At 68.4% G+C, this 23,178-nt stretch carries 18 protein-coding genes and 4 pseudogenes; 15 read left to right on the forward strand and 7 right to left on the reverse strand.

The genetic code is table 11. From position 1 onward, the window contains the following. Nucleotides 1–293 precede the first annotated feature (293 nt). The 3 genes and pseudogenes from ACFJIX_RS08430 to ACFJIX_RS08440 form a co-directional block, all read right to left on the reverse strand. On the reverse strand, nucleotides 294–2,180 hold the full coding sequence (locus ACFJIX_RS08430) for a TonB-dependent receptor domain-containing protein (protein WP_377159124.1): 1,887 nt from the start codon (nucleotides 2,178–2,180) through the stop codon (nucleotides 294–296). 124 nt (nucleotides 2,181–2,304) lie between these two features. Then, nucleotides 2,305–2,982: a TonB-dependent receptor plug domain-containing protein gene (locus ACFJIX_RS08435; RefSeq protein WP_377159125.1), complete on the reverse strand. Its 678-nt coding sequence runs from the start codon at nucleotides 2,980–2,982 to the stop codon at nucleotides 2,305–2,307. Nucleotides 2,983–3,316: 334 nt separating this feature from the next. Further along, nucleotides 3,317–5,524 (reverse strand): annotated as a pseudogene (locus ACFJIX_RS08440) (malate synthase G). A gap of 173 nt (nucleotides 5,525–5,697) precedes the next feature. On the opposite strand from ACFJIX_RS08440, the gene ACFJIX_RS08445 reads away from it, so the two are divergent. Next, nucleotides 5,698–6,624, forward strand: a complete 927-nt coding sequence (locus ACFJIX_RS08445) for a LysR family transcriptional regulator (RefSeq protein ID WP_377159126.1) — start codon at nucleotides 5,698–5,700, stop codon at nucleotides 6,622–6,624. Further along, nucleotides 6,621–7,076: a DUF2214 family protein gene (locus ACFJIX_RS08450; RefSeq protein ID WP_377159127.1), complete on the forward strand. Its 456-nt coding sequence runs from the start codon at nucleotides 6,621–6,623 to the stop codon at nucleotides 7,074–7,076. Before ACFJIX_RS08445 ends, ACFJIX_RS08450 begins: the two co-directional genes overlap by 4 nt. 120 nt (nucleotides 7,077–7,196) lie before the next feature. On the opposite strand, the gene ACFJIX_RS08455 is transcribed toward ACFJIX_RS08450, so the two are convergent. From ACFJIX_RS08455 to ACFJIX_RS08465, 3 genes are all read right to left on the reverse strand, one after another. Further along, nucleotides 7,197–7,526, reverse strand: a complete 330-nt coding sequence (locus ACFJIX_RS08455) for a PsiF family protein (RefSeq protein ID WP_377159128.1) — start codon at nucleotides 7,524–7,526, stop codon at nucleotides 7,197–7,199. 167 nt (nucleotides 7,527–7,693) lie between these two features. Continuing rightward, the gene (locus tag ACFJIX_RS08460; protein ID WP_377159129.1) at nucleotides 7,694–8,791 is read right to left on the reverse strand and encodes a serine/threonine-protein kinase; all 1,098 of its coding nucleotides are present in this window, start codon (nucleotides 8,789–8,791) and stop codon (nucleotides 7,694–7,696) included. Then, complete coding sequence (locus tag ACFJIX_RS08465; RefSeq protein ID WP_377159130.1) at nucleotides 8,716–9,078, reverse strand: hypothetical protein; 363 nt, start codon at nucleotides 9,076–9,078, stop codon at nucleotides 8,716–8,718. Before ACFJIX_RS08465 ends, ACFJIX_RS08460 begins: the two co-directional genes overlap by 76 nt. Nucleotides 9,079–9,164: 86 nt before the next feature. On the opposite strand from ACFJIX_RS08465, the pseudogene argS reads away from it, so the two are divergent. From argS to ACFJIX_RS08530, 13 genes and pseudogenes are all read left to right on the forward strand, one after another. Then, nucleotides 9,165–10,896: pseudogene (gene argS, locus ACFJIX_RS08470) on the forward strand (arginine--tRNA ligase). Beyond that, on the forward strand, nucleotides 10,893–11,567 hold the full coding sequence (locus tag ACFJIX_RS08475) for an SPOR domain-containing protein (protein WP_377159131.1): 675 nt from the start codon (nucleotides 10,893–10,895) through the stop codon (nucleotides 11,565–11,567). The pseudogene argS and the gene ACFJIX_RS08475 overlap by 4 nt, the downstream one beginning before the upstream one ends. Before the next feature lie 117 nt (nucleotides 11,568–11,684). Then, nucleotides 11,685–12,365: a thiol:disulfide interchange protein DsbA/DsbL gene (locus ACFJIX_RS08480; protein ID WP_377159132.1), complete on the forward strand. Its 681-nt coding sequence runs from the start codon at nucleotides 11,685–11,687 to the stop codon at nucleotides 12,363–12,365. A gap of 191 nt (nucleotides 12,366–12,556) precedes the next feature. Then, nucleotides 12,557–13,480 carry an SPFH domain-containing protein gene (locus ACFJIX_RS08485; RefSeq protein WP_377159133.1) on the forward strand — a complete coding sequence of 308 codons (924 nt, stop codon included), beginning with the start codon at nucleotides 12,557–12,559 and terminating at the stop codon, nucleotides 13,478–13,480. 169 nt (nucleotides 13,481–13,649) lie between these two features. After that, nucleotides 13,650–14,156, forward strand: a complete 507-nt coding sequence (locus ACFJIX_RS08490) for a hypothetical protein (RefSeq protein WP_377159134.1) — start codon at nucleotides 13,650–13,652, stop codon at nucleotides 14,154–14,156. A gap of 18 nt (nucleotides 14,157–14,174) precedes the next feature. Continuing rightward, nucleotides 14,175–14,447, forward strand: a complete 273-nt coding sequence (locus ACFJIX_RS08495) for a hypothetical protein (protein WP_377159135.1) — start codon at nucleotides 14,175–14,177, stop codon at nucleotides 14,445–14,447. Nucleotides 14,448–14,514: 67 nt separating this feature from the next. Further along, nucleotides 14,515–15,153 (forward strand): TetR/AcrR family transcriptional regulator, encoded by a 639-nt coding sequence (locus tag ACFJIX_RS08500; RefSeq protein WP_377159136.1) that lies wholly within the window; start codon nucleotides 14,515–14,517, stop codon nucleotides 15,151–15,153. Nucleotides 15,154–15,507: 354 nt separating this feature from the next. Beyond that, complete coding sequence (locus ACFJIX_RS08505) at nucleotides 15,508–16,794, forward strand: solute carrier family 23 protein (RefSeq protein WP_377159137.1); 1,287 nt, start codon at nucleotides 15,508–15,510, stop codon at nucleotides 16,792–16,794. 98 nt (nucleotides 16,795–16,892) lie between these two features. After that, nucleotides 16,893–19,088, forward strand: a complete 2,196-nt coding sequence (locus ACFJIX_RS08510) for a diguanylate cyclase domain-containing protein (protein WP_377159138.1) — start codon at nucleotides 16,893–16,895, stop codon at nucleotides 19,086–19,088. Between the two features lie 56 nt (nucleotides 19,089–19,144). Next, complete coding sequence (locus tag ACFJIX_RS08515) at nucleotides 19,145–19,513, forward strand: hypothetical protein (RefSeq protein WP_377159139.1); 369 nt, start codon at nucleotides 19,145–19,147, stop codon at nucleotides 19,511–19,513. A 1,078-nt stretch (nucleotides 19,514–20,591) separates the two neighbouring features. Continuing rightward, nucleotides 20,592–20,777, forward strand: a pseudogene (locus ACFJIX_RS08520) (GGDEF domain-containing protein); the annotation flags it as partial. Between the two features lie 196 nt (nucleotides 20,778–20,973). Then, nucleotides 20,974–21,159, forward strand: coding sequence for a hypothetical protein (locus ACFJIX_RS08525; RefSeq protein ID WP_377159140.1), 186 nt, complete (start codon nucleotides 20,974–20,976; stop codon nucleotides 21,157–21,159). A gap of 45 nt (nucleotides 21,160–21,204) precedes the next feature. Next, nucleotides 21,205–22,196, forward strand: a pseudogene (locus ACFJIX_RS08530) (Bug family tripartite tricarboxylate transporter substrate binding protein). A gap of 144 nt (nucleotides 22,197–22,340) precedes the next feature. Here ACFJIX_RS08530 and ACFJIX_RS08535 read toward each other — a convergent pair. Further along, nucleotides 22,341–23,126: an exodeoxyribonuclease III gene (locus ACFJIX_RS08535; RefSeq protein WP_377159141.1), complete on the reverse strand. Its 786-nt coding sequence runs from the start codon at nucleotides 23,124–23,126 to the stop codon at nucleotides 22,341–22,343. Nucleotides 23,127–23,178 lie beyond the last annotated feature (52 nt).

Genomic DNA, 23,178 nt, shown 5'->3' on the forward strand with positions numbered 1-23,178 from the left:
CCGCAGAATTGCGTGAAGGTCGCGTGAAAGAAGTGTCAATGACTGGAATTCGACAACCGGCGCGGGTTCCTACCAATTGAGGCAGTACCGGTCCCCGGGAAACGGGGCATCCCCGGAAGGACCGATACCCCTGCATGACCGGCGTCACGGGTGACTTCCGGCCATGCAGGGGTATCGGCGGGCAATCCTCTCCCGAGGATTGCCCGATTCATCATGCGCCCAACTCGTTGTTGAGTAGCAACAAACAGTATCCCGGCTGCCACAGGCGGCCGGAAGGGTTTGTCAGGGATTCATCAGAAACCGTACGCGGCGCGCACGAAGAAGGCCCGGCCCAGCGGGTCGGAGTACCGCGGGTCGTAACCACGCTGCGAGCGCGAGGATTGGTTGGAGAACGGCGGATCGGTATCGAACAGGTTCTTCACGCCCAGCGTCAGCGAGGTCGCCTTGCTGAACTTGTACGTGCCCGACAGGTCGACCAGCGTGTACGAGTCGACATTGCCGTAGAACGACGGGCCGCCCACGACGGTGGTCGGATCGTTCTGGTCGCGGTAGCCGGACTGGTGGCGGATCGCCAGGCGAGCGCCCCAGTTGTTCATCGCCCAGGCCGCCGACACGTTGTGCTTCCAACGGAACACCACGCTGCCGTCGTTGTAGACGCCCAGACGGGTCTTGAACGCGTCGGCCGGGCTGGTCTGGTAGTCGTACCGGTGGACGTAGGTCGCGTCGTAGCCGAGCGACAGGTTGCCGAAGCCACCCAGGCTCTGGCTGTAGGCAGCGCTCAGGTCCAGGCCGTCCGTCTTCACGCGGCCGATGTTCTCGTTGTGCGTGATCAGGTAGCCGATCGCCGGGCTGTTGGCCCACAGGCCGCCGCAGCGCTGCAGGTTGACCTGCTCGGCGGCGGGCAGCTGGTTGCAGCGGATGATGCGGTCGGCGTAGCGGGTCGCATTGGCCAGCATCGAGTCCACCGGCAGCACGTCGATCTGGTCGCGCAGCTTGATGTTCCAGTAGTCGACCGACAGCGTCAGCGCCTTCATCGGCTCGAAGACCGCACCCAGGGTGAAGGTCTTGGACTTTTCCGGCTTCAGGTTGGCGTTGCCGCCGTTCTGCACCTGGGGTTGCTGACCGCAATCGCGGCTGGCAATGCCCCCTGCCGAGGTGATCGGCTTGCCCTGCGCATCGCACAGCAGCGGGTCGTTCTTGGCGCCGGCCGTGAAGGTGACCGCCAGCGGTGCGTACAGGTCGTCCAGCGCGGGGGCGCGGAAGCCGGTGTTGTAGGACGAGCGGATCGCCAGTTCCTTCATCGGCTGGAAGCGCAGGCCGATCTTCGGATTGGTCGTGCGACCGGCGTCGGAGTAGTCGTCGGTGCGCAGCGCCAGCTGGACTTCGACCATCTTGTGCACCGGCAGCAGCAGTTCGACACCGATCGCCTTCACGTCGCGTTCGCCGCCGACATGGTTGGGCGAGCGGCCGGCCGAGGGGATCGCCAGCACGACGGCGTCGTTGGTGTCGCTCTTGTAGAACTCCTTGCGGAACTCGGCGCCGATGGCGACCGCGGCGGGACCGCCGGGCAGGTCGAAGATCTCCTTGCTGACGCGGGCGTCGACGCTCTTGGTCGTGCCGAGCGCATTGGCGAAGACGCCGGCGCGCTTGGCCTGCTGGATGATCGCCAGCTGGGCCGGCGTGGCTTCGCCGAACGGGTTCAGGTTGCCGGCGGCGACCTGGGCGCGCACGAAGGGCGCGTTGACGTAGCCGTCGACGGCGGCGTCATTGGCGGTGCTGCGCGAATAGAGCGCGCCCAGCTTGTAGTCCCAGCCCAGGATCACGCCGGACAGGTCGGCCACCAGGCGTTGCGCCTCGGAATGCGCGCCGTTCGTGCGCGGACCCGCCGGCACCATGCGCCAGCCGACGCTGATCGGCTGGGTCAGGTTGATGCCGGGCGTGGTGCGCGGGAAGAAGGGGTTGCTCGGCTGCATCGTGATGCCGGTGACCGGATCCGGCGCAACGCGCGAGGTGTTGTCGTTCGTGGTCTGCGTGCCTTCGAGCGAGAACTGGTGGTTCTCGTTCAGCTTGAAGGTGAAGCGGCCGGCCAGGGTTTCCTGGTCGACGTCCGGGATGATGTCGATCGTCGAGCTGAAGTCGAAGATGCAGTTCGCGGCGTTGGTCGGGTTGGCGACCGACAACGGCGCCTGGCAGCCCGGCGCGCTGGGGTTGCCGCCGCCGGTGCCTTGCGTGAAGTTGCCCGGGAAGGTGGTGCCCGAGCTGCCGGCGACGCCGCGCTCGCGGATGATGCCGGTCTTGGAGAAGTCACGGTCCAGCGCGCGGACACGGTCCTGGCGACGCTTGTCGTAGGAAGCCCAGAAGTTGACGCGGTCCTTCTCCAGGTCGCCGAAGCCGACCGTGACGGACGCGCCTTCCTTCTTGCCGCCGTCCTCGCTGGGACGGGTCGCTTCCCACCACGACCTGGCCGCCGCGGTAGCTGGTCTTGGTGATGAAGTTGATGACGCCGCCGATGGCGTCCGTGCCGTAGACGGCGGAGGCGCCGTCGCGCAGCACTTCGACGCGGTCGATCACCGCGAAGGGGATCGAGTTCAGGTCCACCGCGGTGGCGCCGAAGGCGAAGGCCGTCATGCGACGGCCGTTCAGCAGCACGAGGGTCTTGTTGGTGCCCAGGCCGCGCAGGTTGGCGTAGGCCGCGCCGCCGGTGCTCGAACCGATGGAGTTGGAGCCCGTGCTGCTCGACTGGCTCGAGGCCAGCAGGTCGATGATCTGCTCGACGCTGGTCACGCCGGACTGGCGCAGTTCTTCCGCCTTGATGATGGAAATGGGCAGGGCGCCTTCATCGGCGATCGAGCGCTTGATGGCGGAGCCGGTGATCTCGATGCGTTCGAGCTGCGTGGCCGATTGGGCTTGCGCGGCGCCGATCGAAGCCGCAGCAATCGCGGTAGCGATGCAGACGCGGCGGAGTTGATGCGAAGGGGTCATGCCTGTTCCGTGAAATGGCAAAAATGATTGCTGAGCCGATGGGTTTTTGTCACCGGACACTGCGCGTAAGTGAAGAAACTTTAAGGAACAGGAAATGCCGTCCACCCCAGGGCCCTCCCCTAAGGGTTTCCCATGCTTGAAGGTTCATGTTTCGCCCTTTGCGGTATGTCGCAGGGCATGCGTATGCCGAAAGTCACTCGGACTGGTTTTGCCGAAGTGCTGAAAGTGACAGGGCCGCAACGAGAAAAGCGGCCCGGAGGCCGCTTTCGCATGTGGAGACGTACGCCGCACGATGGCGGCGATACGCTGCAGATCGTTACCGTTGCCGCGTCATTCAGTGACCGGTGGCGTTGCCGGCGGCCTTGCGTTTCTGCCGCCACGCGTGCAGCAGCGGCTCGGTGTAGCCGCTCGGTTGCTCACGTCCCTTGAACACCAGATCGAGCGCCGCCTGGTACGCCATGCTGTCTGGATGGCCGGCCATCGGTGCGTACAGCGGGTCTCCAGCGTTCTGGCTGTCGACAACGGCTGCCATCCGTTCGAATGTCGCCGAACCTGTTGTTCGGTCACGACGCCGTGGTGCAGCCAGTTCGCCACGTGCTGGCTCGAGATGCGCAATGTCGCACGGTCTTCCATCAGGCCGATCTGGTTGATGTCCGGCACCTTCGAGCAACCGACGCCCTGATCGATCCAGCGCACCACGTAACCGAGGATGCCCTGGATGTTGTTGTCGAGCTCCTGCTGCTTCTCCGTGTCGCTCCACGACGGGGCCGCCGCCACGGGAATCGTGAGCAGGCGCTGGAGCAGCTCGGCGCGATCGACGCCGGGCGCCTCGGCCTCGATCTGCTGCTGGACCTGCGCGACGTTGACCTGGTGGTAGTGCAGCGCGTGCAGCGTCGCGGCGGTCGGGCTGGGCACCCAGGCGGTGTTGGCGCCGGCCTTCGGATGGGCGATCTTCTGATCGAGCATCGCGGCCATCAGGTCGGGCATCGCCCACATGCCCTTGCCGATCTGGGGCGCGGCCGCGCAGGCCGGCGCTCAGGCCCGTCAGCACGTTGTTGCGCTCGTAGGCCTGGATCCAGGCGCTGGCCTTCATGTCGCCCTTGCGCAGCATCGGACCGGCGAGCATCGCGGTGTGCATCTCGTCGCCGGTGCGGTCCAGGAAGCCGGTGTTGATGAAGGCGACGCGGCTCGGCGCCGCGGCGATGCAGGCCGCGAGGTTGACGCTGGTGCGGCGCTCCTCGTCCATGATGCCCAGCTTGACCGTCGAGGCCGGCAGGCCGAGCAACTGCTCGACACGGCCGAACAGCTCGTTGGCGAAGCCGACCTCGGCCGGGCCGTGCATCTTCGGCTTGACGATGTAGATCGAGCCGCGGCGCGAGTTGCGCAGCCCCGAGCCCGAAAGCTGCTTCAGGTCGTGGATCGAGATGAGCGTCGTGATGACGGCGTCCAGGATGCCTTCGGGGATCTCGCGATCGCCGTCGAGCAGGATGGCCGGGTTCGTCATCAGGTGGCCGACGTTGCGGACGAACAGCAGCGAGCGGCCCGGCAGCACGACGTCGTCGCCGCCGCCGGCGGCCTTGTAGACGCGGTCCGGATTCAGTCGGCGGACGAAGGTCCGGCCGCCCTTGCTGACCTCCTCGGTCAGCGAGCCGCGCAGGATGCCCAGCCAGTTGCGGTAAGCCAGCAGCTTGTCCTCGGCGTCGACGGCGGCGATCGAGTCCTCGAGGTCGAGGATGGTCGACAGCGCCGATTCCATCAGCACGTCCGAGATGCCGGCCGCGTCGCCCTGCCCGATCGTCGAGGTGCGATCGAACTGGATCTCGAGGTGGATGCCGTGGTGGCGCAGCAGGATCGCGGCCGGTGCCGCGGCATCGCCCAGATAGCCGATGAACTGGGCCGCATCGGCCAGCGCGACCGTGCGGCCGTCCTTCAGCGCAACGGACAGCGCGGTGCCGCTGACCGTGTAGCCCGTCGCGTCGGCGTGCGACGCGCCCGTCAGCGGCGCGGCCTGATCCAGCACCTGGCGCGCGAAGGCGATGACCTTCGCGCCGCGGACCGGGTTGTAGCCGCCGGCGCGCTCGGCGCCGTCGGTCTCGGGAATGACGTCGGTGCCGTAGAGCGCGTCATAGAGCGAGCCCCAGCGCGCGTTCGCCGCGTTGAGCGCGTACCGGGCATTCAGGATCGGCACCACCAGCTGCGGACCGGCCTGGATCGCGAGCTCGGCGTCCACGTTGGCGGTCGTCGCCTTCGGGTCCGCCGGCAGCGGCACCAGATAACCGATCTGCTTGAGGAAGGCCTGGTAGGCGGCCATGTCGGTGATCGGGCCAGGATGGGCGCGATGCCAGCCGTCGATCTCGGTCTGCAACCGGTCGCGCTCGGCCAGCAGCGCGGCGTTCTTCGCGGCCAGCTCGTGCGCCAGCGCGTCGAAGCCCTGCCAGAACGCGGCTGGCTCGACGCCGGTGCCCGGCAGCGCCTCGGTTTCGATGAAACGGGCCAGGGCGGCATCGACCTGGAGACGGTGGTGTTGGCTGCGTGCGGTCATGGCGACTCCCAAAGGCGGTTCAACGGTTCAGCGGTCCGTCGACTGTAGGACGTGCGGGGGTGCCGATTCATGTCGGCCCTGGTCGAAGATCCCTGACTTTTTTGCACAAATAACAACGCTCAGGGTCGTCATTCATTGCTCCGGGCGGCGCAACGGGCCAACAATCGTCGCCCATGGACCGCCTCAAACAGATCGAGTCCTTCGCCCTGGTCGCGACCAAGGGCAGCCTGACCGCCGCGGCCCAGGCCGAGGGCGTGGCGCCGGCGGTGATGGGTCGCCGCCTCGACGCGCTGGAGGCGCGGCTCGGGGTGAAGCTGCTGCTGCGCACGACGCGCAAGCTCACGCTGACGCACGAGGGGATCGCCTTCCTCGAGGACTGCCAACGCCTGCTTGCCGAGTTCGCCAGCGCGGAGGCCAGCGTCAGCGCCGGCGGCGTGAAGGCCAGCGGACACCTGCGCATCACCGCGCCGGCGGGCTTCGGCCGGCGCCACGTCGCACCGCTGGTGCCGGACTTCCTGTCGCGGCATCCGGAGGTCAGCGTGTCGCTGAACCTCAGCGATCGCGTCGTCGACATCGTCAACGAGGGCTTCGACTGCGCGGTGCGTGTCGGCGACCTCAGCGATTCCAGCCTGATCAGCATGCGCCTGGCCGACAACCGACGCCTGTGCGTGGCCGCGCCGTCTTATCTGAAGCGCGCCGGCACGCCGAAGCATCCGTCCGAGCTGATGCGGCACGAATGCCTGACGCTGAGTTCCGACGCGAGCCAGACGCGGGGTTGGGCCTTCCGCATCGACGGCCAGGTGCAGCACCTGCGGCCCAGTGGGCGGCTCGACTGCAGCGATGGCCAGGTGCTCCACGACTGGTGCCGGCAGGGACTCGGCCTGGCCTGGCGCAGCACCTGGGAAGTGGCCGCGGCACTGCGCGCGGGCGAACTGGTCAGCGTGCTCGACGACTTCGCCGCGCCGCCCAACGGCATCTTCGCCGTGCTGCCGCAGCGCAAGCACCTGCCGCTGCGGGTGAGGCTCTGGATAGACTTCCTGAAAGAGCACCACGGCAGCCCCGACTACTGGGCGCGTGCCTCCACCTGGGAGACCCCATGACCCTCGAAGCCCTGCTCGCCGGCCTGCACATCGTGGCCATCCTCAGCCTGGTCGTGTTCCTGTCGAGCCAGGCGGCGCTGTGCCGCAGCGAATGGATGAATCCGGCCGTCGTGCGTCGGCTGTCGAGGCTGGACATGATCTACGGCATGACCGCGGTGGCGGTGCTGCTGACCGGCCTGGCCCGCACCTGGTGGGGCATGAAGGGCCTGGGCTGGTACTGGCACCAGCCGCTGCTGCACTTCAAGTTCGGGATGTTCGTCGTGATCGGGCTGATCTCGATCAAGCCGACGCTGACCTACCGGCGCTGGCTCAAGACGCTCGACGGCGGCGGCGGCCTGCCCAGCGAGACCGAGGTGCGCGCCACGCGCCGCCTCGTGATGATGCAGGCGCACCTGCTGATCCTGATCCCGATCGCCGCGGTGATGCTCGCGCGCGGCGTGCTGGTCAAGTAGCGCTCAGTCGGCGGAGGAACGCGGCGTCGCATTGGGATGCCCCGCCAGACGCAGACCGGAGCCATGGCGGCGCCATGGCGACGATCTGCAACGAGGCGGGGCGCCCAATGCGGCGTCGCGTTACTTCGCCGAGAGGCATTCCTTCATGAACGCCTTGCGCGCATCGCCGGTCTTGCCCTTGGCGTCGGCATTGCAGGTCGTCATCTTGGTCTGCTGAGCGGTCTTCGCCGGACCCGAGGCGGTCTCGCCCTTCAGGCAGGCGCTCATGAAGGCCTTGCGCTCGTCGCCGGACTTGTCCTTGGCGTCGGCGTTGCAGCTCTTCATCAACTGCTGCTGCTTCAACTGCTTCTCGGACGGCGCCTTCTTCGCGTCGTCCGCGGCGTGCGCGCCCAGCGCGGCCAGGGCCAGCAAGGCACCGGCGAACAGCGAGGTCGGGGTCAGGTGTTTCATCACTCTCTCCTACGGGGCTACAGGGGGTTTGGGGAAGGACCTGTGCAGCAGTTGAGCATACGAACGAACCGTCCTCAAGTGCGGTTGACGTACGTCAAGAAACCCGGTGACCGGAACCGGCTGACATCCATTCGACTCGCGCTTCCCGACGCGAGTCAGATGACCACTCACATGATCCGGCGCGGAGAAGCCAGCGCCTCATGGGCGAGATGGAGTCGCCTGACAAGAACCTGGATGAAAGCCCGGTCGAAGCGGTGCTGGCACTCGGGACTGAGCTGCCCCAGTGACTCCGGCGTGAAGGACACGGTTGTGCAAAGTTGGGTCACCCGGATGTCGGTGCTGTGGCGGCGCAGATCGGGATTCGGCGCCAGGTAGGCCATCTCGCCGACGGAGGTGCCGGTGCCCAGGGTCGCGACCAGCGCCTCGTCGCGCCAGACCTCGACCTCGCCCTGCGTGATGATGTGGAAGGTGTTCCCTTCCTGGCCCTTCTTGAACAGCAGGTAGTCGAGCGGATAGCGGCGCCAGCGCGCACGCCGCACGACCTCCCAGAGCTCGACGTCGCCGAAGCCCGCGAAGAACTCCAGCCCGCGCAGCAGGTTGAAGCGCTCCGAGTCCTTCACCTCGTTGAGCCGCGCCAGCGGCACCAACTGCTTTGCGACCAGCTCCGACAGCGCCTGGCCGAAGGACTCCCAATCCGGGTAGCGCTCGGACGGGTGCTTGTAGAGCGCCCGCTGGATGACCGCGTCCAGTTCCGCCGTCACGCCGCCGCGCTGGCCCAGCAGCGGCTGCGGCGCCTGGTGGTAGATCTGATGCATCAGCGCCATCTGGTTGGGCGCGTCGAAGGGCGGCCGGCCGCTGACCAGGTGGTACAACACGGCGCCCAGCGCATAGATGTCGGCCTGCGCGCCGACGTCGCCGCCCTCGATCTGCTCCGGCGGCATGTAGGCCAGCGAGCCGACGCGATGCACCTGCGTCATGTCCGCGTTGAGGTTGAGCGCGCTGCCGAAGTCGCTGACCTTGACGTCGGTGACCTGACCCTGGTTGTCGAGCACCGCCAGCAGGTTCGCGGGCTTGATGTCCCGGTGGACGACGCCCTGGCGGAAGACATACGACAGTGCCATCGCGCACTTGAAGCCGAGCTCGACGATCTGGTCCAGCGGCAGCAGCCGGTCGTTGCGGCAGAAGTGCTTCAGCGTGACGCCGTGGACGAACTCCATGACGAGATACGGCAGGTCGCCGTCCTGCACGGCGTCCAGGATCTGCACGACGTTCGGGGTGCTGCAGCCGGCCGGCCAGCGCGGCCTCGGCGGCGAAGAAGCGGATGCTGAGCGTGTCTTCCTCGGTGCCGGCCGCCGGCCGACCAGGTGCGCATGCGCTTGATGGCGACCTCCTGGCCCTTGAAGTCGTCCATCGCGAGGAAGACGTCGCTGGTCGCGCCTTCGCCCAGTCGTCTCAGCACGCGGTACTTGCCGATCTGCTCCGGCAGGTCGGCCAGTCCGCCGAGCGTCGAATCGGAAAAGGCGGAGGGACGGAGATCGTCGGAGGCGCTCATCGGAGGGCCATCCTGCCCCAGGGAGAGGGTGCGGGCAAGGGGGGCACACGGTCTCTTACAGGGGAGGTCCCCTAAAATGCGGCCCCATGATCCAAGCCAAGCAGGAATTGCTCGCCGCCCTCGGCACCGTGCTCCAGGGCCTGAGCCAGGAGGCCGTCGACGCCGGCCTCATCGCCGCCGCGCCCGCGGCCGCCTTCGAGAACCCCAAGCAAGCCTCCCACGGCGACTTCGCCTGTACCGCGGCGATGCAGCTGTCCAAGGCGCTGAAGAAGAACCCGCGCGAACTGGCGCAGACGCTGATCGCCCAGCTGCAGGCGCAGCCCGCGTTCGAGCGCTGGGTCGACGCGCTGGAGATCGCCGGCCCCGGCTTCATCAACATCCGCCTGAAGCCCGCGGCCCGGCAGGCCGTGGTCGGCGAAGTGTTCGCGGCGACCTCGCGCTTCGGCCATCAGCCGGCGCGCGACACGTCGGCGCTGGTCGAGTTCGTCTCCGCCAACCCGACCGGCCCGCTGCACGTCGGCCATGCGCGCCAGGCGGCGCTGGGCGATTCGCTCTGCCACCTGTTCGCGACGCAAGGCTGGAAGGTCAGCCGCGAGTTCTATTACAACGACGCCGGCGTGCAGATCGCGACGCTGGCGCAGTCCACGCAGTCGCGCCTGAAGGGCCTGAAGCCGGGCGATGCCGGCTGGCCCGAGTCGGCCTACAACGGCGACTACATCCAGGACATCGCCGACGCCTTCCTGCGCCAGGAGACGGTGAAGGCGGGACGACCGCGAGTTCACCGCCTCCGGCGACATCGAGGACCTCGACGGCATCCGCCAGTTCGCCGTGGCCTACCTGCGTCACGAGCAGGACCTGGACCTGCAGGCGTTCGGGCTGCGCTTCGACAACTACTTCCTCGAGTCCTCGCTGTACAGCGGCGGCCAGGTCGAGGACGCCGTGTCGCGCATCATCGCTAACGGCAAGACCTATGAAGACGGCGGCGCGCTGTGGCTGCGCTCGACCGATTACGGCGACGACAAGGACCGCGTGATGCGCAAGTCCGACGGGACCTTCACCTACTTCGTCCCGGACGTCGCGTACCACGTCAACAAGTTCAAGCGCGGCTTCTCCAAGTGCATCAACGTGCAGGGCAGCGATCACCACGGCACGATCGCCCGGGTGCGCGGCGGCCTGCAGGCCACCGGCGTCGGCATCCCCCCCGGCTTCCCCGACTACGTGCTGCACAAGATGGTCACGGTCATGAAGGGCGGCCAGGAGGTCAAGATCTCCAAGCGCGCCGGCAGCTACGTCACGCTGCGCGACCTGATCGACTGGACCAGCCGCGACGCGGTGCGCTTCTTCCTGATCAGCCGCAAGGCCGACACCGAGTTCGTCTTCGACATCGACCTCGCGCTCAAGGCCAACGACGAGAACCCCGTGTTCTACGTGCAGTACGCGCATGCGCGCATCTGCTCGGTGCTGCGCAAGGGTGCGGAGCAGGGTCATGACGAGGTGTCCGTGGCCGGCGCCGACCTGTCGCTGCTGACCGCGCCGACCGAGTCCGCGCTGATGCTCAAGCTGGCGGACTATCCCCGCATGCTGACGGCGGCGGCGCAAGACCTGGCCCCGCACGACGTCGCGTTCTATCTGCGCGACCTGGCCGGCGCGCTGCACAGCTACTATGGCGCCGAACGCGTGCTGGGCGACGACCCGGCCCTGACGCGCGCGCGCCTGGCGCTGCTGGCCGCGACGCGGCAGGTGATGCGCAACGCGCTGGCGGTGCTGGGGGTGTCGGCCCCGGACGCGATGGAACGTGACTCGCAGGAGCAGCAATGAGCAAAGAGAAGCAGCGCGGCGGATTCGCCATGGGCCTGATCGTGGGCCTGCTGCTGGGGCTGGGGATCGCGCTGGGCGTGGCCCTGTACGTGACGAAGGCCCCGGTGCCGTTCGTCAACAAGCTGCCGCAGCGCACCGCGGAGCAGGACGCCCAGGAAGCGGAACGCAACCGGAACTGGGACCCGAACGCGCCGTTGGCCGGCCGCGCCGGCGCGAAGGCCGCGTCGGGCGTGGTGACGCCGGCGGTGGCGCCGCCCGCGACCCAGCCGGCCCCGCAGGTCAGCACGGGCACGACGCCGGCACCGGCGGTCGAAGGCCGCCCGGTGGAACGCGCCCCTGCGGTTCAGCCGCAGGCCCAGAGCCAGATCCCGTCCGTCAAGCCGGAGCAGCGTCCCACCGAGCCGCGCGCCGACGGCGCGCGTCCCGACGGCTCGCGCGGCAGCTTCTTCGTCCAGGCCGGCGCCTACACGCGCATGGAAGACGCCGAGCAGCAGCGCGCCAAGCTGGCGATCCAGGGTTTCTCCGCCAAGGTCATGGAACGTGAGCAGTCCGGCCGTACCGTGTTCCGCGTCCGCCTGGGGCCCTTCGACACGCGTGACGAGGCCGAGGCGCAGCAGAAGAAGCTCGAGGGCGCCGGCGTCGAGGCCAACCTCGTGGCGATCCAGCGCTGAGCGCCTGAACGGTGTCCGTACCGCCTCCGTACAACGTTAATGCCGCTCTAAGTTTGACTTTCTAGGATGGCCGGCCGCTGCGGCGCCGGTCGAAGCGGAACCAACAAGGAATCGAAGATGAAGCGTCGCGAATTCAACGCCCTCACGGCCCTGTCGACCGCCGCGGGCGGTGGTGCGCTCCTGGCCGGCGCGCCGGCGCAGGCGCAGGGCGGCCCGGTCGAAGGTCGCCAGTACCAGCGCCTGGCCACGCCGGTGGCCGGCTCGGTGCCGGGCAAGGTCGAGGTGATCGAGTTCTTCTGGTACGGCTGCCCGCACTGCTACGTCTTCGAGCCGACGATCGAGGCCTGGGCCAAGCAGTTGCCAGCGGACGTGGTGTACCGCAAGATCCACGTGGCCTTCCGCGCCAACGTGAAGATCCACCAGCAGCTGTTCTTCACGCTGGAAGCGATGGGCAAGGAAGCGCAGGTCCGTCCGGCCATCTTCAACGCCATCCATCGCGGCAACCAGAGCCTGCTCGACGTGGAGGAGATGGCCAAGTTCCTGGCGCCGCTGGGCGTGGATCCGGCCAAGTTCAAGGAAACCTTCAAGTCCTTCACCGTGCAGTCCAAGTGCCAGCAGGCCGAGAAGCTGCAGAACCAGTACAACATCGATGGCGTGCCCAGCGTGGCGATCGGCGGGCGTTTCCTGACCTCGCCGGCGATGGCCGGATTCGGCCTGCGCGTCAGCGAGGAAGAGCTCGGCCAGCGTTGCATCGCTGTCGCCAACTACCTGCTGCCGCTGGCGCGCAAGGGCGCCTGAACGGTCTGATCGACGTACTGCCCCGGCGGCTGCCCCTCACCCCCGCCCTCTCCCGCGGTGAGGGAGAGGGCGTCCAGCCGGAGTCCTCAGTAAGCGCCCCTCGTGGGCGCTTTCTGCTTTTTCGGTGCCAGGACTTGCGCAACCGTGCGTCCGGGGCTTAAAGTGATATCACCTTTTTGGAGGAGTTGGTGATGAGCACGACCGCAGTCCCGAAAACCCCCCCGTTGCGCGCCGCGGCGCCGGCGACGATGGAGCGCCGCGCCGGGACGGCCAACGGCTACGCCGCGCTGCTGATCGGCCTGGGGCTGCTGGCCTTCGCCGTCTGGCGCGTCATCGCGTTTCGCCACGATGCGATCGACCTGACGCAGTTGACGCTGATCCTGGCGGGTCTGATCCTGCTGTCGGGCCTGTACATCCAGCAACCCAACGAGGCGCGCCTGCTGACGCTCTTTGGCCGCTATGTCGGCACCGACCGCGTGTCCGGCCTGCGCTGGACGATCCCGCTGTTCATGGCGAAGCGCCGTCTCTCGCTGCGCGCGCGCAACCTGGACGCGCCGACGCTGAAGGTCAACGACAAGCGCGGCAATCCGGTCGAGATCGGCGCGGCCGTGGTCTGGCGGGTCCAGGACACGGCGCGCGCGGTGTTCGAGGTCGACGACTTCGAGCAGTACGTCAGCATCCAGGCGGAGGCCGCGATCCGGCATGTCGCCTCGCAGTTCGCCTACGACGAGGGCGATGACATCGACAGTCAGGAGATCACGCTGCGCGCCGGTGCAGACGAAGTGATGGCCGCGATGATCGACGAGCTGCAGGCGCGTCTCCAGCCCGCCGGCGTCAGCGTCGAGACGGCCATGCTGACCCACCTGGCCTATGCGCCGGAGATCGCGCAGGTGATGCTGCGCCGCCAGCAGGCCGAGGCCATCATCAGCGCCCGCAAGAAGATCGTGCACGGCGCGGTCAGCATGGTCGAGGAAGCGCTCAAGGGCCTGAGCGAGCGCGAGATCGTGCAGCTCGACGATGAGCGCAAGGCCGCGATGGTGTCCAACCTGCTGGTGGTGCTGTGCTCCGACAAGGACACGCAGCCGATCATCAACGCGGGCACGCTCTACAACTGAGCGCGGCAAGGAGCAGGCATGGCCACGACACCGCGGACATCACGCGCATCACGCACGCCATCGACCGGGACCTCCGCGGAGACGGTCATGCCGTCGAAGGGGGGGCGGCTGGAGCCCCTGGCGGGCCTTGTTCCTCGCGTGCTGGGGCGCGCACCTCTCGTTCATCCTGTTGTCCGCCGATTCGTTGCCGGCCGTCGTGGTGGATCCTGCCCACGGGGGCAAGGCCTGGAGCCGGGACGCTTATCTGGCGATCTCGCTTGGCATGGGAGTCTTCGTGCCCGCGATGTGCACCTGGGGCGTGACCTTCATCGCCCGGCACTTCACCGGTGCGCTGAACATGCCGAACAAGGACTACTGGATGGCGCCGGCGCGTCGCGCATCGACGCTCGCCGCGCTGGGCCGTCTGATGTGGCCGCTGGGGCTGCTGATCGTCCTGGCGCAGGTGGGATCGACCGTCGCGGTGCTGGCGTCGGTGATGCATTGGCCACTGCCCCCCGAGGCGCCTATCGCGGGTGGGGTGCTGTGGGCCGTGGCCATGGCGGCCTGGGTGGTCGTGGTGCTGCGCACTTTCCGCCTGCCCGAGCGCCCATCGATGTCGTCGTCATCATCGCTGCCGTCGGCGATGCCCGGCGATCGTCAGAGACCGCGCACCCCCCACCGCCGTCCCGGGCGCTGACGACGGAGCGACGCAGCGATGGGCAGTCCCGGCAAGAAGCAGTTTCCGCTGCGCCTCGATCCCGCGTTGTGGGAGGAGATCGAGCGGCTGGCCGCGGTCGAGCTGCGTTCGTCCAACGCGCAGATCGAGCTGCTGCTGCGCGAGGCCCTGAAGCGCCGCGGCATCAAGCCTGCGCTCTCGCCCACGCCACGTCGCGGTCGCCCGCCGGCGGTCGACGCGGACGCCGACGCCAGCGGCGGCGGGGCGAGCGACGAGGCCCCTGGCCATCCTGGCGACCACGCGGACGAATAACCCGTCCGCTGTCCCCGCCATCGTGGTGAGCAGCGAACTTCGCACGACCGTGCTAGAATTGCGCTTCATGGAAGCCGAGACCGCCCGCAGCGAACTGACGCAGAGCGCCATCGTCGATGTCGCGCTGGAGATGGCGCGCCTGGACGGTCTGGACAGCCTGTCGATCGGCGAGGTGGCCAAGCGGCTGAACCTGTCCAAGAGTGGCGTGTTCTCTCGCATCGGCTCGCGCGAGGCCTTGCAGGCCGCGGTGCTAGATGCGTTCGAGAAGATCTTCCAGCAGGAGGTCATCCTGCCGGCGCTGCGTGAGCCGCGTGGCCTGCCGCGGATGGACGCCATGGTGCGTGCCTGGCTGAACCGCGTCGACGGACCGCATGGCAACTGCCTGTACGTCGCCGGCGCCTTCGAATACGACGACCGCGACGACGTGATGCGCGATCACCTGCTGGACGGCGTGCGACGCTGGCGCGGGACGCTGCGACGCACGCTGCTGCAAGCGCAGGACGCCGGCCAGCTGCGCGCCGATGCCGACCTGGATCAGTTGATCTTCGAGCTCGACGGCCTGTTCACCGCGCTGGTCCGCGAGGTGCGTTTCCTGCGCACGCCGGACGCCGTCGATCGGGCCTGGACCAGCTACCGCCGCCTGATGGCGCCGGCGCTGGTCGCGGGCGATCCGCCCACCCCCGTTTCCCCCGTTTCCTCCGTCTGAGGCTGCCGACCATGAACCGCCTCGTCCGCATCGTTTCCACAAATTTCGCACGACCGTGCGAAGTCGTTTGCGGCGTGCGCCGCGACGCCTCTTTATGACCTTCAAGGAGTCGATCATGACCATCCTGTTGATCCTGAGCCTGCTGTCCGGTGGCGCGCTGTGGCGTGCCTGGGCGTCCTGGCGCCGCCTGCTGCGGCAGCTGCCGCGGCGCAATCGCGACATGGTGCTGTTCTGATCCCGCGCCGCGGGGACGCCGATCCGCCGTCGGCCGACCACCCGGTCACGGGATAAGCCGGAGTGGCGATGCCATGAGCGCTCCTTACACTCGACGGCTTGTCCCATTGAGGAAAGTCCATGGCGTGGTTGATGCGCTGGCGGCCCGTGACCGTCGGCCCCGAGAAGGCGATTGCTCCCGATGAACGCCTGTCCTGGCCGCAGACTGCGGCGCTCGGCCTGCAACATGTGATCGCCATGTTCGGCGCCACCGTGCTGGCGCCGCTGTTGATGGGCTTCGATCCCAACGTCGCCGTGCTGATGAGCGGCGTGGGCACGCTGCTCTTCTTCTTCCTAACCGGCGGCCGCGTGCCGAGTTACCTCGGCTCGAGCTTCGCGTTCATCGGCGTGGTCATCGCCGCGACCGGCTATGCCGGCAGCGGTCCCAATCCCAACCTGCCGCTCGCGCTGGGCGGCATCATCGCCTGCGGTGTGCTGTACACCGCCATCGGCCTGCTGGTGTCGGCCACCGGCAGCGGCTGGGTCGAGAAGTTGATGCCACCGGTCGTGACCGGCGCCGTGGTCGCAGTGATCGGGCTGAACCTCGCGTCGGTACCGATCAAGAACATGGCGCCGACGCCTTTCGACGCCTGGATGCAGGCGGCGACCTTCGTCAGCGTCGCCGTGGTCGCGGTCTTCGCGCGCGGCATGCTGCAACGACTGCTGATCCTTGCCGGCCTGATCCAGGCCAGCCTGATCTACGCGCTGCTGACCAACGGCTTCGGCCTGGGCGCCCCGATCGACCTGTCCAAGATCGCGGCGGCGGCATGGATCGGCTTGCCGCAATTCCATGCCCCGGTCTTCGATGGCGCCGCCATGCTGATGGTCGCGCCGGTCGCGCTGATCCTGGTCGCGGAGAACCTGGGCCACCTGAAGGCGGTCGGCGCGATGACGGGCCGCGACATGACGCCCTTCCTCGGTCGCGCGTTCATCGGCGACGGCCTCGCGACGATCGCCAGCGGCGCTGTCGGCGGCACCGGCGTCACGACCTACGCCGAGAACATCGGCGTGATGGCCGCGACCCGCATCTATTCGACGGCGGTTTTCGTCTTCGCGGCATTGATGGCGCTGGCGCTGGGCTTCTCGCCGAAGTTCGGCGCGCTGATCCAGGCCATCCCGCTGGCCGTGATGGGCGGCGTCAGCATCGTCGTGTTCGGGCTGATCGCGATCGCGGGCGCCCGCATCTGGGTGGACCACCAGGTCGACTTCCGCGACCCGCGCAACCTGATGGTGGCCGCGATCACGCTGGTGATCGGCACGGGCGACTTCACGTTGAAGCTGGGTGGGTTTACCCTGGGCGGCATCGGAACTGCCACCTTCGGCGCGATCCTGCTGCATGCGCTGCTCCGGCGCGGCCGCACGGACTGACCCCAACGCCGCATGCACGAGCGCGAACTCGTGCACGCTTCACCTGTTCAACAGGGTTGGACCTCAAGTAACGAGACATACAACTCGACATCAGCACGATGAGCAAGGTTGGGGTGTTGCGAGCAGCGGTGACAGCAGGGTCGTCGGCGGGCGTGGCCGATGGACGCGTGCGTCCGCCCGCCCGCCGCTCGGCGTCCTTCATCCGCCTGGTGCTCCCGGCGCTTCCGGATCTCTGTGCAACGGCGCTGGCGCTGGCGGTGAGCCTCGCGCTGCTGTCCGGCTGCGGGCCCGGCGACGGCGCCGGATCGCGCGGCAGCGCCGCCTCGGCCGGGTCCGCCGGACCGGCCATGCAGGATCGCGCGCTGCAGGCCGAGCTCGAACAGCAGGAGCGCGTCGGTCAGGCCCATCCCCGCGAGCATGTGCGGGAACTGCAAGCCATCGAGGCGCGCGCCCCGGTGGGCAGCGCCGAGCGCCTGGAAGCGCTGAGCCAGCGCGCGGCGCTGCTCGCGCAATTGCGCGACCGCAGCGGTCATGAGGCGGCGCTCGAGCAGCTCAAGGCCTGGCCCGAGGCCGCGCCGACGCGGGGGCAGATTCCGCTGGCGCTGATGCTGGCGCGCGCGCAATGGCTCAAGGCGAACGGTGAACTGGGTGCGGGCGTGCGGCTGCTGGGCGGGCTGTCCGACATCGACGCCGCCACCGCCGACCGCCGCATGATGTGGCGCGCGACCGAGTTGCGCGCCTACATCCAGGGCGATTACGGCGAGGTCGACGCGGCGGTCGAGAGCGGACTGAAGGCGCTGGATCAGGCACGCGCGATGGAATCGCGCTGGCGCGCCGCGACCACCGAGGCGACCCTCGCCTTCAACTACTACCGCAGCCAGCAGATCGACCATGCCAAGCGCACCGCGCGCGACGCGTTGCAGGCCGCGCAGCAGGATCCCGACCCGGTGCTGCTGTACTCGGTCCACACGATCCTGGGCATCGTGTACTCGCAGGACGAGGATCCGAAGTTCAGCCAGCAGGCCCGCGAGCAGGCGCTGCAGTACGCCCGCGAGGCGCAGGCCCAAGGCCTTCAGGCGCTGGCGCTGGGCAACCTGGCGGACTACGAACTGCGCAGCGGCAACTACGCGCGGGCCCTGGAGATGTCGACGCAAAGCCTGGCACTGGCGCACGAGAGCGGCGACATCTCGACCGAGATCCTGGCACGGCACAACTCGGGCATCGCCAAGATCGGCCTGCGCAAGCTGGAGGAGGGCAAGCGCGACGTGCTGCAGGCCATCACGATGGATGCCCAGCGCGAGGCCGGCAGCTACACGGCCGAGTCGTGGCTCGAGCTTGGCATCTATCTGGAGAAGTTCGACGACCTGCCCGGCGCGATCGCGGCCTTCCATCAATCGCGCAAGGAATTCGACGAGGTGCTGCGCGACGAGACCCGCAAGGCCGTGCTCGAGGCGCAGGCGCGCTTCGAGGACCAGCAGCGCCAGCGGGAGATCCGGCTGCTCAACCAGGACAACAGCCTCAAGGCCGAGCAGATCCGCACGCGGGACCTGCAGCTGAAGCTGTGGGCGGAGGTCGGCGGCTGCGTGCTGCTGTCCGGCGCGCTGCTGGCGCTGGCCTATCGGCGCATCCGGCGCACGAACGCGGCGCTGGCGCAGACCAACGAATCGCTGCGCGTGCAGAGCGAGCGCGATCCCTTGACGGGACTGGCGAACCGGCGTCACTTCCAGCAGGCCATCGCGTCGCGCACCCGCGAGGGCGGGCTGCGCGGCAGCCTGTTCCTGATCGACATCGACCACTTCAAGCGCATCAACGACCAATGGGGCCATGCGGCGGGCGACACCGTGCTGGTCGAGGTCGCGCGCCGTTTGCGCGGCGTGCTGCGCGAGCAGGACCTGGTCGTGCGCTGGGGCGGCGAGGAGTTCCTGATCCTGGTGAATTCCGAGGCCACCGAGGATGCGCGCCAGCTCGGCCAGCGCCTGCTGGACCAGATGGGCGGCCAGCCCGTCGACCACGGCGCGCTGCGCATCCCGATCAGCGCGTCCATCGGCTTCGCGAGCTTCCCGATGGCGCCGCAAGACCTGACCCTGGAATGGGAGCGCGCCATCGATCTCGTCGACACCGTGATGTACATGGCCAAGGCGCACGGCCGCAACAAGGCCTACGGTGTGGCGGCGATGCAGGCGCGCGATCGGGATCAGCTGCTGGCACTGGCCGGGCGCATCGAGTCCGCCTGGCACCAGGGGCAGGTGCAGCTGGTCAGCCTGCTCGGGCCGACGCAGGAGCCGCGCGCATGAGGACAGGGTTCCGCGCCTGCTTGATGACGGCCGGGACGGCCCGGACGGCCGCCAGGATGGCCGTCCTGACGACCGTCCTGCTGGGCCTGGGTGCGACCCAGTCGCGCGCGGAGATCCCCGACCGCGCGCTGGATGCGCAACTCGCGCAGCTGGACCGCTTCGGCTACAACGAGCCGGGCAAGGCGGGCCAGCAACTGCGCGCGCTGCTCGCGGAGCCGGCGCATGCGCCACATCGTCTCCACATCGAGTACACGCTGGGTCGCAACGCGGTGCAGGCCGGGCGTCCCGAGGAGGTGCGCCGCATTGCCCGCGAACTGGAAGCCAAGCCTGGCGCGGCCGCTGTCGCGCATGCTGCTGGCCGAGTTGCAGGATCGGCAGGGCCAGACCGGTCGCTCCGGCGAGATGGCCCAGCTGGCGCTGGATGAATTGGCGCCGGCCTGTGCGTCCGCGTCGGCGTCGACGATTCCACCTGGCTGCGATGCGCGCGTGATGATCCAGGCCCTGCGGCTTATCGCCCGGGCCCAGGGCGCGCGCGGCGAGTACGCCTTCGCCGAGACCTCGTTGCGGCGCGCGTTGGCGCTGGCCCAGGCGATCCAGGACCACAGCGTGACCGGCACGATGATGGGATCGCTGGCGGTCAACAGCCAGGTGAGGGACGAGTCCACGGCGGCCCAGCAATGGATGGCGCAGGCGTGGCAACTCGCGCAGGGCGACGTCTCGGCGATGAGCCGCGCGAAGATGGTCGAGTCGATGGTCGCGTCCCGGCGCGGGGACCGGACGACCCAGCTGGCCGCGCTGGAAGATGCGCTGCGGCTCGCCGAGCAGGCGGGCGGCCGGCGCGATGTCGCGCTGCTGCAGAACAACCTGCTCGACGCCTACATCCATACCAACCAGTCCGCCAAGGCCGTGCAGCTCGCGCGACTGGCGCTGCCCGTGGTGCAGTCCTCAGACGACCAGACGGTCGAGCGCACGCTGCGCCACAACCTGTCGGTGGCGCTGGTTCAGCAGCGGCAGTTCGAGGCGGCGCGGCGCGAGATCGCACGGGTCCTCGAGCTCGCGCAGGGCGACTTCGATCCCGTGCGTCGCGCGCTGCAGCTGCGGGAACTGGGCGAGGCTTACGCCAAGGTCGGTCAGGCCAAGGAAGCGCTGCGGCTCTATCACGAGGAACGCGCGCTCAGCGCGGACACGGCGCGACGCAACCGCGAGTCCTCCTTGCAGCAGCTGCGGCTGAAGTACGACAGCGAGGCCAAGCAGCGCGACCTGGAACTGCTGCGCCGCGAGCAGACGCTCAAGGACCGCGAGCTCGGCAACCGCCGGCTGGCGCAGTATGTCGGCGTCGGGCTGGCGGCGCTGCTCGGGCTGTCGCTGATCCTGATGGGCGTGATGCTGGCGCGCGTGCGCGAGGCCGACCGCAAGCTCAAGGCCAACCAGAGTCTGCTGCGCGCGGCGAGCGAGCGCGATCCGCTGACGGACCTCGCCAACCGCCGGCACTTCCTCGCGGTCATGGACCGCCATGCGAAGGACATGTTCACCGGCGCGCTGCTGATGATCGACATCGATCACTTCAAGCACGTCAACGATCGCCACGGCCATGCGGCCGGGGACGCCGTGATCATCGAGGTTTCCCGGCGCATCGCGCAGGCGGTGCGGGCGGAGGACCTGGTGGTGCGCTGGGGCGGGGAGGAGTTCCTGGTCTTCGCGCGCAACGTCGCGCCGGACCAGCTGCAGCTGCTGGCCGAGCGCGTCCTGTTCATCGTCGGCGAGACGCCGGTGCAGACGGGCGGCGGGGCCGCTGCGGGTGACCTGCTCGATCGGCTTCGCGCATTTCCCGCTGCCGCCGGCGCAGCTCGCGCTCCACTGGGAGCAGGCCGTCAACTGGGCCGACATGGCGCTGTACACGGCCAAGTCGCAAGGGCGCAACCGCGCGCGCGGCATCGTCACCGTCGAGGCCGGCGACGCGCAGGCGCTGATCCAGATCGAGGCCGACTTCGACGCGGCCTGCAGCTCGGAGCGCGTGCAGCTCCAGACCATCCTGGGTCCGGAGTCGCCCGAGGTGCCCGGCGCGGACTAGTCACCCATACTGGGGCGGCCAAGATCACAACATCGGAGACGCCCCATGAGCCTGAACCGCCGCGCGCTGCTCGCGCTGTCGTCCACTGTCTGGCTGCCGGAACTCGTCCGCGCGCAAGCGGCCTGGCCCTCGCGCCCGCTGCGCATCGTCGTGCCGTTCCCGCCGGCGGGCACCACCGACCTCCTCGCCCGCGCGATGGCGCCCGAGCTGCAGAAGGCGCTCGGCCAGCCGGTCGTCGTGGAGAACAAGCCGGGCGCGGGGGGCGACACCGGCTCCGCCGACGTGGCCCATGCGACCGATGGGCACTCGCTGCTGATGGGCACCGTGGGCACGCATGCGATCAACCAGTCGCTGTATCCGAAGATGCCTTTCGATCCGGTCAAGGACTTCGCGCCCATCACGCTGGTCGCGGCCGTGCCCAACGTGCTGGTCATGAATCCGGCGAACGCGCAGAAGTACGGCATCGACGGCGTGGCCGACCTGGCCCGTGTGGCCAAGGCCAACCCGGCAAGCTGAACATGTGCTCCAGCGGCAACGGCACCTCCATCCATCTGGCGGGAGAAGTCTTCAAGAGCCTGACCGGCACCTACATGATCCACTTCCCGTACCGCGGCTCGGGGCCGGCGCTCCTGGACCTGATGGGCGGTAACATGGACCTGATGTTCGACAACCTGCCCTCGGCGCTGCCGCACATCAAGTCCGGCAAGCTGAAGGCGATCGCGGTGACCAGCGCGAAGCGCAGCGAGGCGCTGCCTGACCTGCCGACGATCGCCGAGAGCGGCGTGCCGGAGCTGAAGGCCTTCGAGGCCTCGTCATGGTTCGGATTGCTGGCGCCGATCTCTCAGCCGGCCGATCAGGTCGCGCGCGTGCAGCGCGAGGTCGCCAAGGCCCTGTCCACGCCCGTGATCAAGGAGCGCATGGCCGCGCAGGGCGCGGTCCCCGGCGGTGGCACGAGCGCGGAGTTCGCCGCGCTCATCGCTCGCGAGACGACCAAGTGGGCGAAGGTGGTGAAGGCATCGGGCGCGAAGGTCGACTGAACGCGTCTAGGCGATGGCGCCCCTCGACCCGAAGCCGGCGCTGCCGGTGCCCCTCAGAGCGAATGCCGAGCGTGAGGAGGCGATTGAGCGGCGAGGGGCACCGGCAGCGCTGGCTGGCGCAGTCAGAGAACGTCTTCAAAAGACTCAGAACTTGAAGTCGTAATCGATCGTCAACGGCGCATGGTCGCTGAAGCGCTGCTCGAGGTAGATCGCTTCGCGCGTGGCCAGGTGGGCCATGCCGGGGGTAGCCAGGTGGTAGTCCAGGCGCCAGCCCACGTTCTTCGCCCAGGCCTGGCCGCGGTTGCTCCACCAGGTGTATTGATCGGGCTTGTCGTTGAGGAGACGGAAGACGTCCACCAGACCAACGTCCTTCTCGAGCAGGCGCGTCATCCAGTCGCGTTCCTCGGGCAGGAAGCCGCTGTTCTTCTGGTTGCTCTTCCAGTTCCGGAGGTCGATCTCCTTGTGGGCGATGTTGACGTCGGCCACGAGGATGAACTCGCGCTCCGCGCGCAGGGCCATCAGGTAGGGGTACATCTCCGCCAGGAAGCGGAACTTCGCGGCCTGGCGCTCCTCGCCGCTGGAGCCGCTGGGGAAGTAGCAGCTGATGAGGCTGAGCTTGCGTCCCGGCTTGTCGAAGCGCTTCTCGATCCACCGGCCTTCGTTGTCGAACTCGCTGCTGCCGAAGCCGACGATCACGTCGCTGGGTGTCTCCTTCGTGTAGAGGCCGACGCCGGAGTAGCCCTTCTTCTGCGCGTAGTGGAAGTGGCCGCTCAGGGTGTCGTAACCCGCGAACTGCGATTCGACGACGTCGGCTTGCGCCTTGAGTTCCTGGACGCCGACCACGTCGGCCTGCTGCGGCGGCAGCCAGTCGAAGACGCCCTTGGTGGCGGCCGAGCGGATGCCGTTGAGGTTGAGGGTGATGAAGCGCATGGGCGGTGGACGGGTGACCCTGGAAGAGGGCGGCAGTATCGCAAAGCCTCGT

The sequence above is a fragment of the Roseateles sp. UC29_93 genome (genome assembly GCF_042695725.1).
Classification (GTDB): domain Bacteria; phylum Pseudomonadota; class Gammaproteobacteria; order Burkholderiales; family Burkholderiaceae_C; genus Roseateles; species Roseateles noduli_A.

What these genes read in the sequence shown, in the direction of transcription:
- ACFJIX_RS08435 (WP_377159125.1), bottom strand. Translation starts at nt 2,982, where the DNA reads ATGACCCCTTCGCATCAACTCCGCCGCGTCTGCATCGCTACCGCGATT.
- ACFJIX_RS08510 (WP_377159138.1), top strand. Translation starts at nt 16,893, where the DNA reads ATGAGCAAGGTTGGGGTGTTGCGAGCAGCGGTGACAGCAGGGTCGTCG.
- ACFJIX_RS08495 (WP_377159135.1), top strand. Translation starts at nt 14,175, where the DNA reads ATGGGCAGTCCCGGCAAGAAGCAGTTTCCGCTGCGCCTCGATCCCGCG.
- ACFJIX_RS08450 (WP_377159127.1), top strand. Translation starts at nt 6,621, where the DNA reads ATGACCCTCGAAGCCCTGCTCGCCGGCCTGCACATCGTGGCCATCCTC.
- ACFJIX_RS08535 (WP_377159141.1), bottom strand. Translation starts at nt 23,126, where the DNA reads ATGCGCTTCATCACCCTCAACCTCAACGGCATCCGCTCGGCCGCCACC.
- ACFJIX_RS08475 (WP_377159131.1), top strand. Translation starts at nt 10,893, where the DNA reads ATGAGCAAAGAGAAGCAGCGCGGCGGATTCGCCATGGGCCTGATCGTG.
- ACFJIX_RS08525 (WP_377159140.1), top strand. Translation starts at nt 20,974, where the DNA reads ATGGCGCTGTACACGGCCAAGTCGCAAGGGCGCAACCGCGCGCGCGGC.
- ACFJIX_RS08465 (WP_377159130.1), bottom strand. Translation starts at nt 9,078, where the DNA reads ATGAGCGCCTCCGACGATCTCCGTCCCTCCGCCTTTTCCGATTCGACG.
- ACFJIX_RS08515 (WP_377159139.1), top strand. Translation starts at nt 19,145, where the DNA reads ATGGCCGTCCTGACGACCGTCCTGCTGGGCCTGGGTGCGACCCAGTCG.
- ACFJIX_RS08485 (WP_377159133.1), top strand. Translation starts at nt 12,557, where the DNA reads ATGAGCACGACCGCAGTCCCGAAAACCCCCCCGTTGCGCGCCGCGGCG.
- ACFJIX_RS08505 (WP_377159137.1), top strand. Translation starts at nt 15,508, where the DNA reads ATGGCGTGGTTGATGCGCTGGCGGCCCGTGACCGTCGGCCCCGAGAAG.
- ACFJIX_RS08455 (WP_377159128.1), bottom strand. Translation starts at nt 7,526, where the DNA reads ATGAAACACCTGACCCCGACCTCGCTGTTCGCCGGTGCCTTGCTGGCC.
- ACFJIX_RS08445 (WP_377159126.1), top strand. Translation starts at nt 5,698, where the DNA reads ATGGACCGCCTCAAACAGATCGAGTCCTTCGCCCTGGTCGCGACCAAG.
- ACFJIX_RS08500 (WP_377159136.1), top strand. Translation starts at nt 14,515, where the DNA reads ATGGAAGCCGAGACCGCCCGCAGCGAACTGACGCAGAGCGCCATCGTC.
- ACFJIX_RS08480 (WP_377159132.1), top strand. Translation starts at nt 11,685, where the DNA reads ATGAAGCGTCGCGAATTCAACGCCCTCACGGCCCTGTCGACCGCCGCG.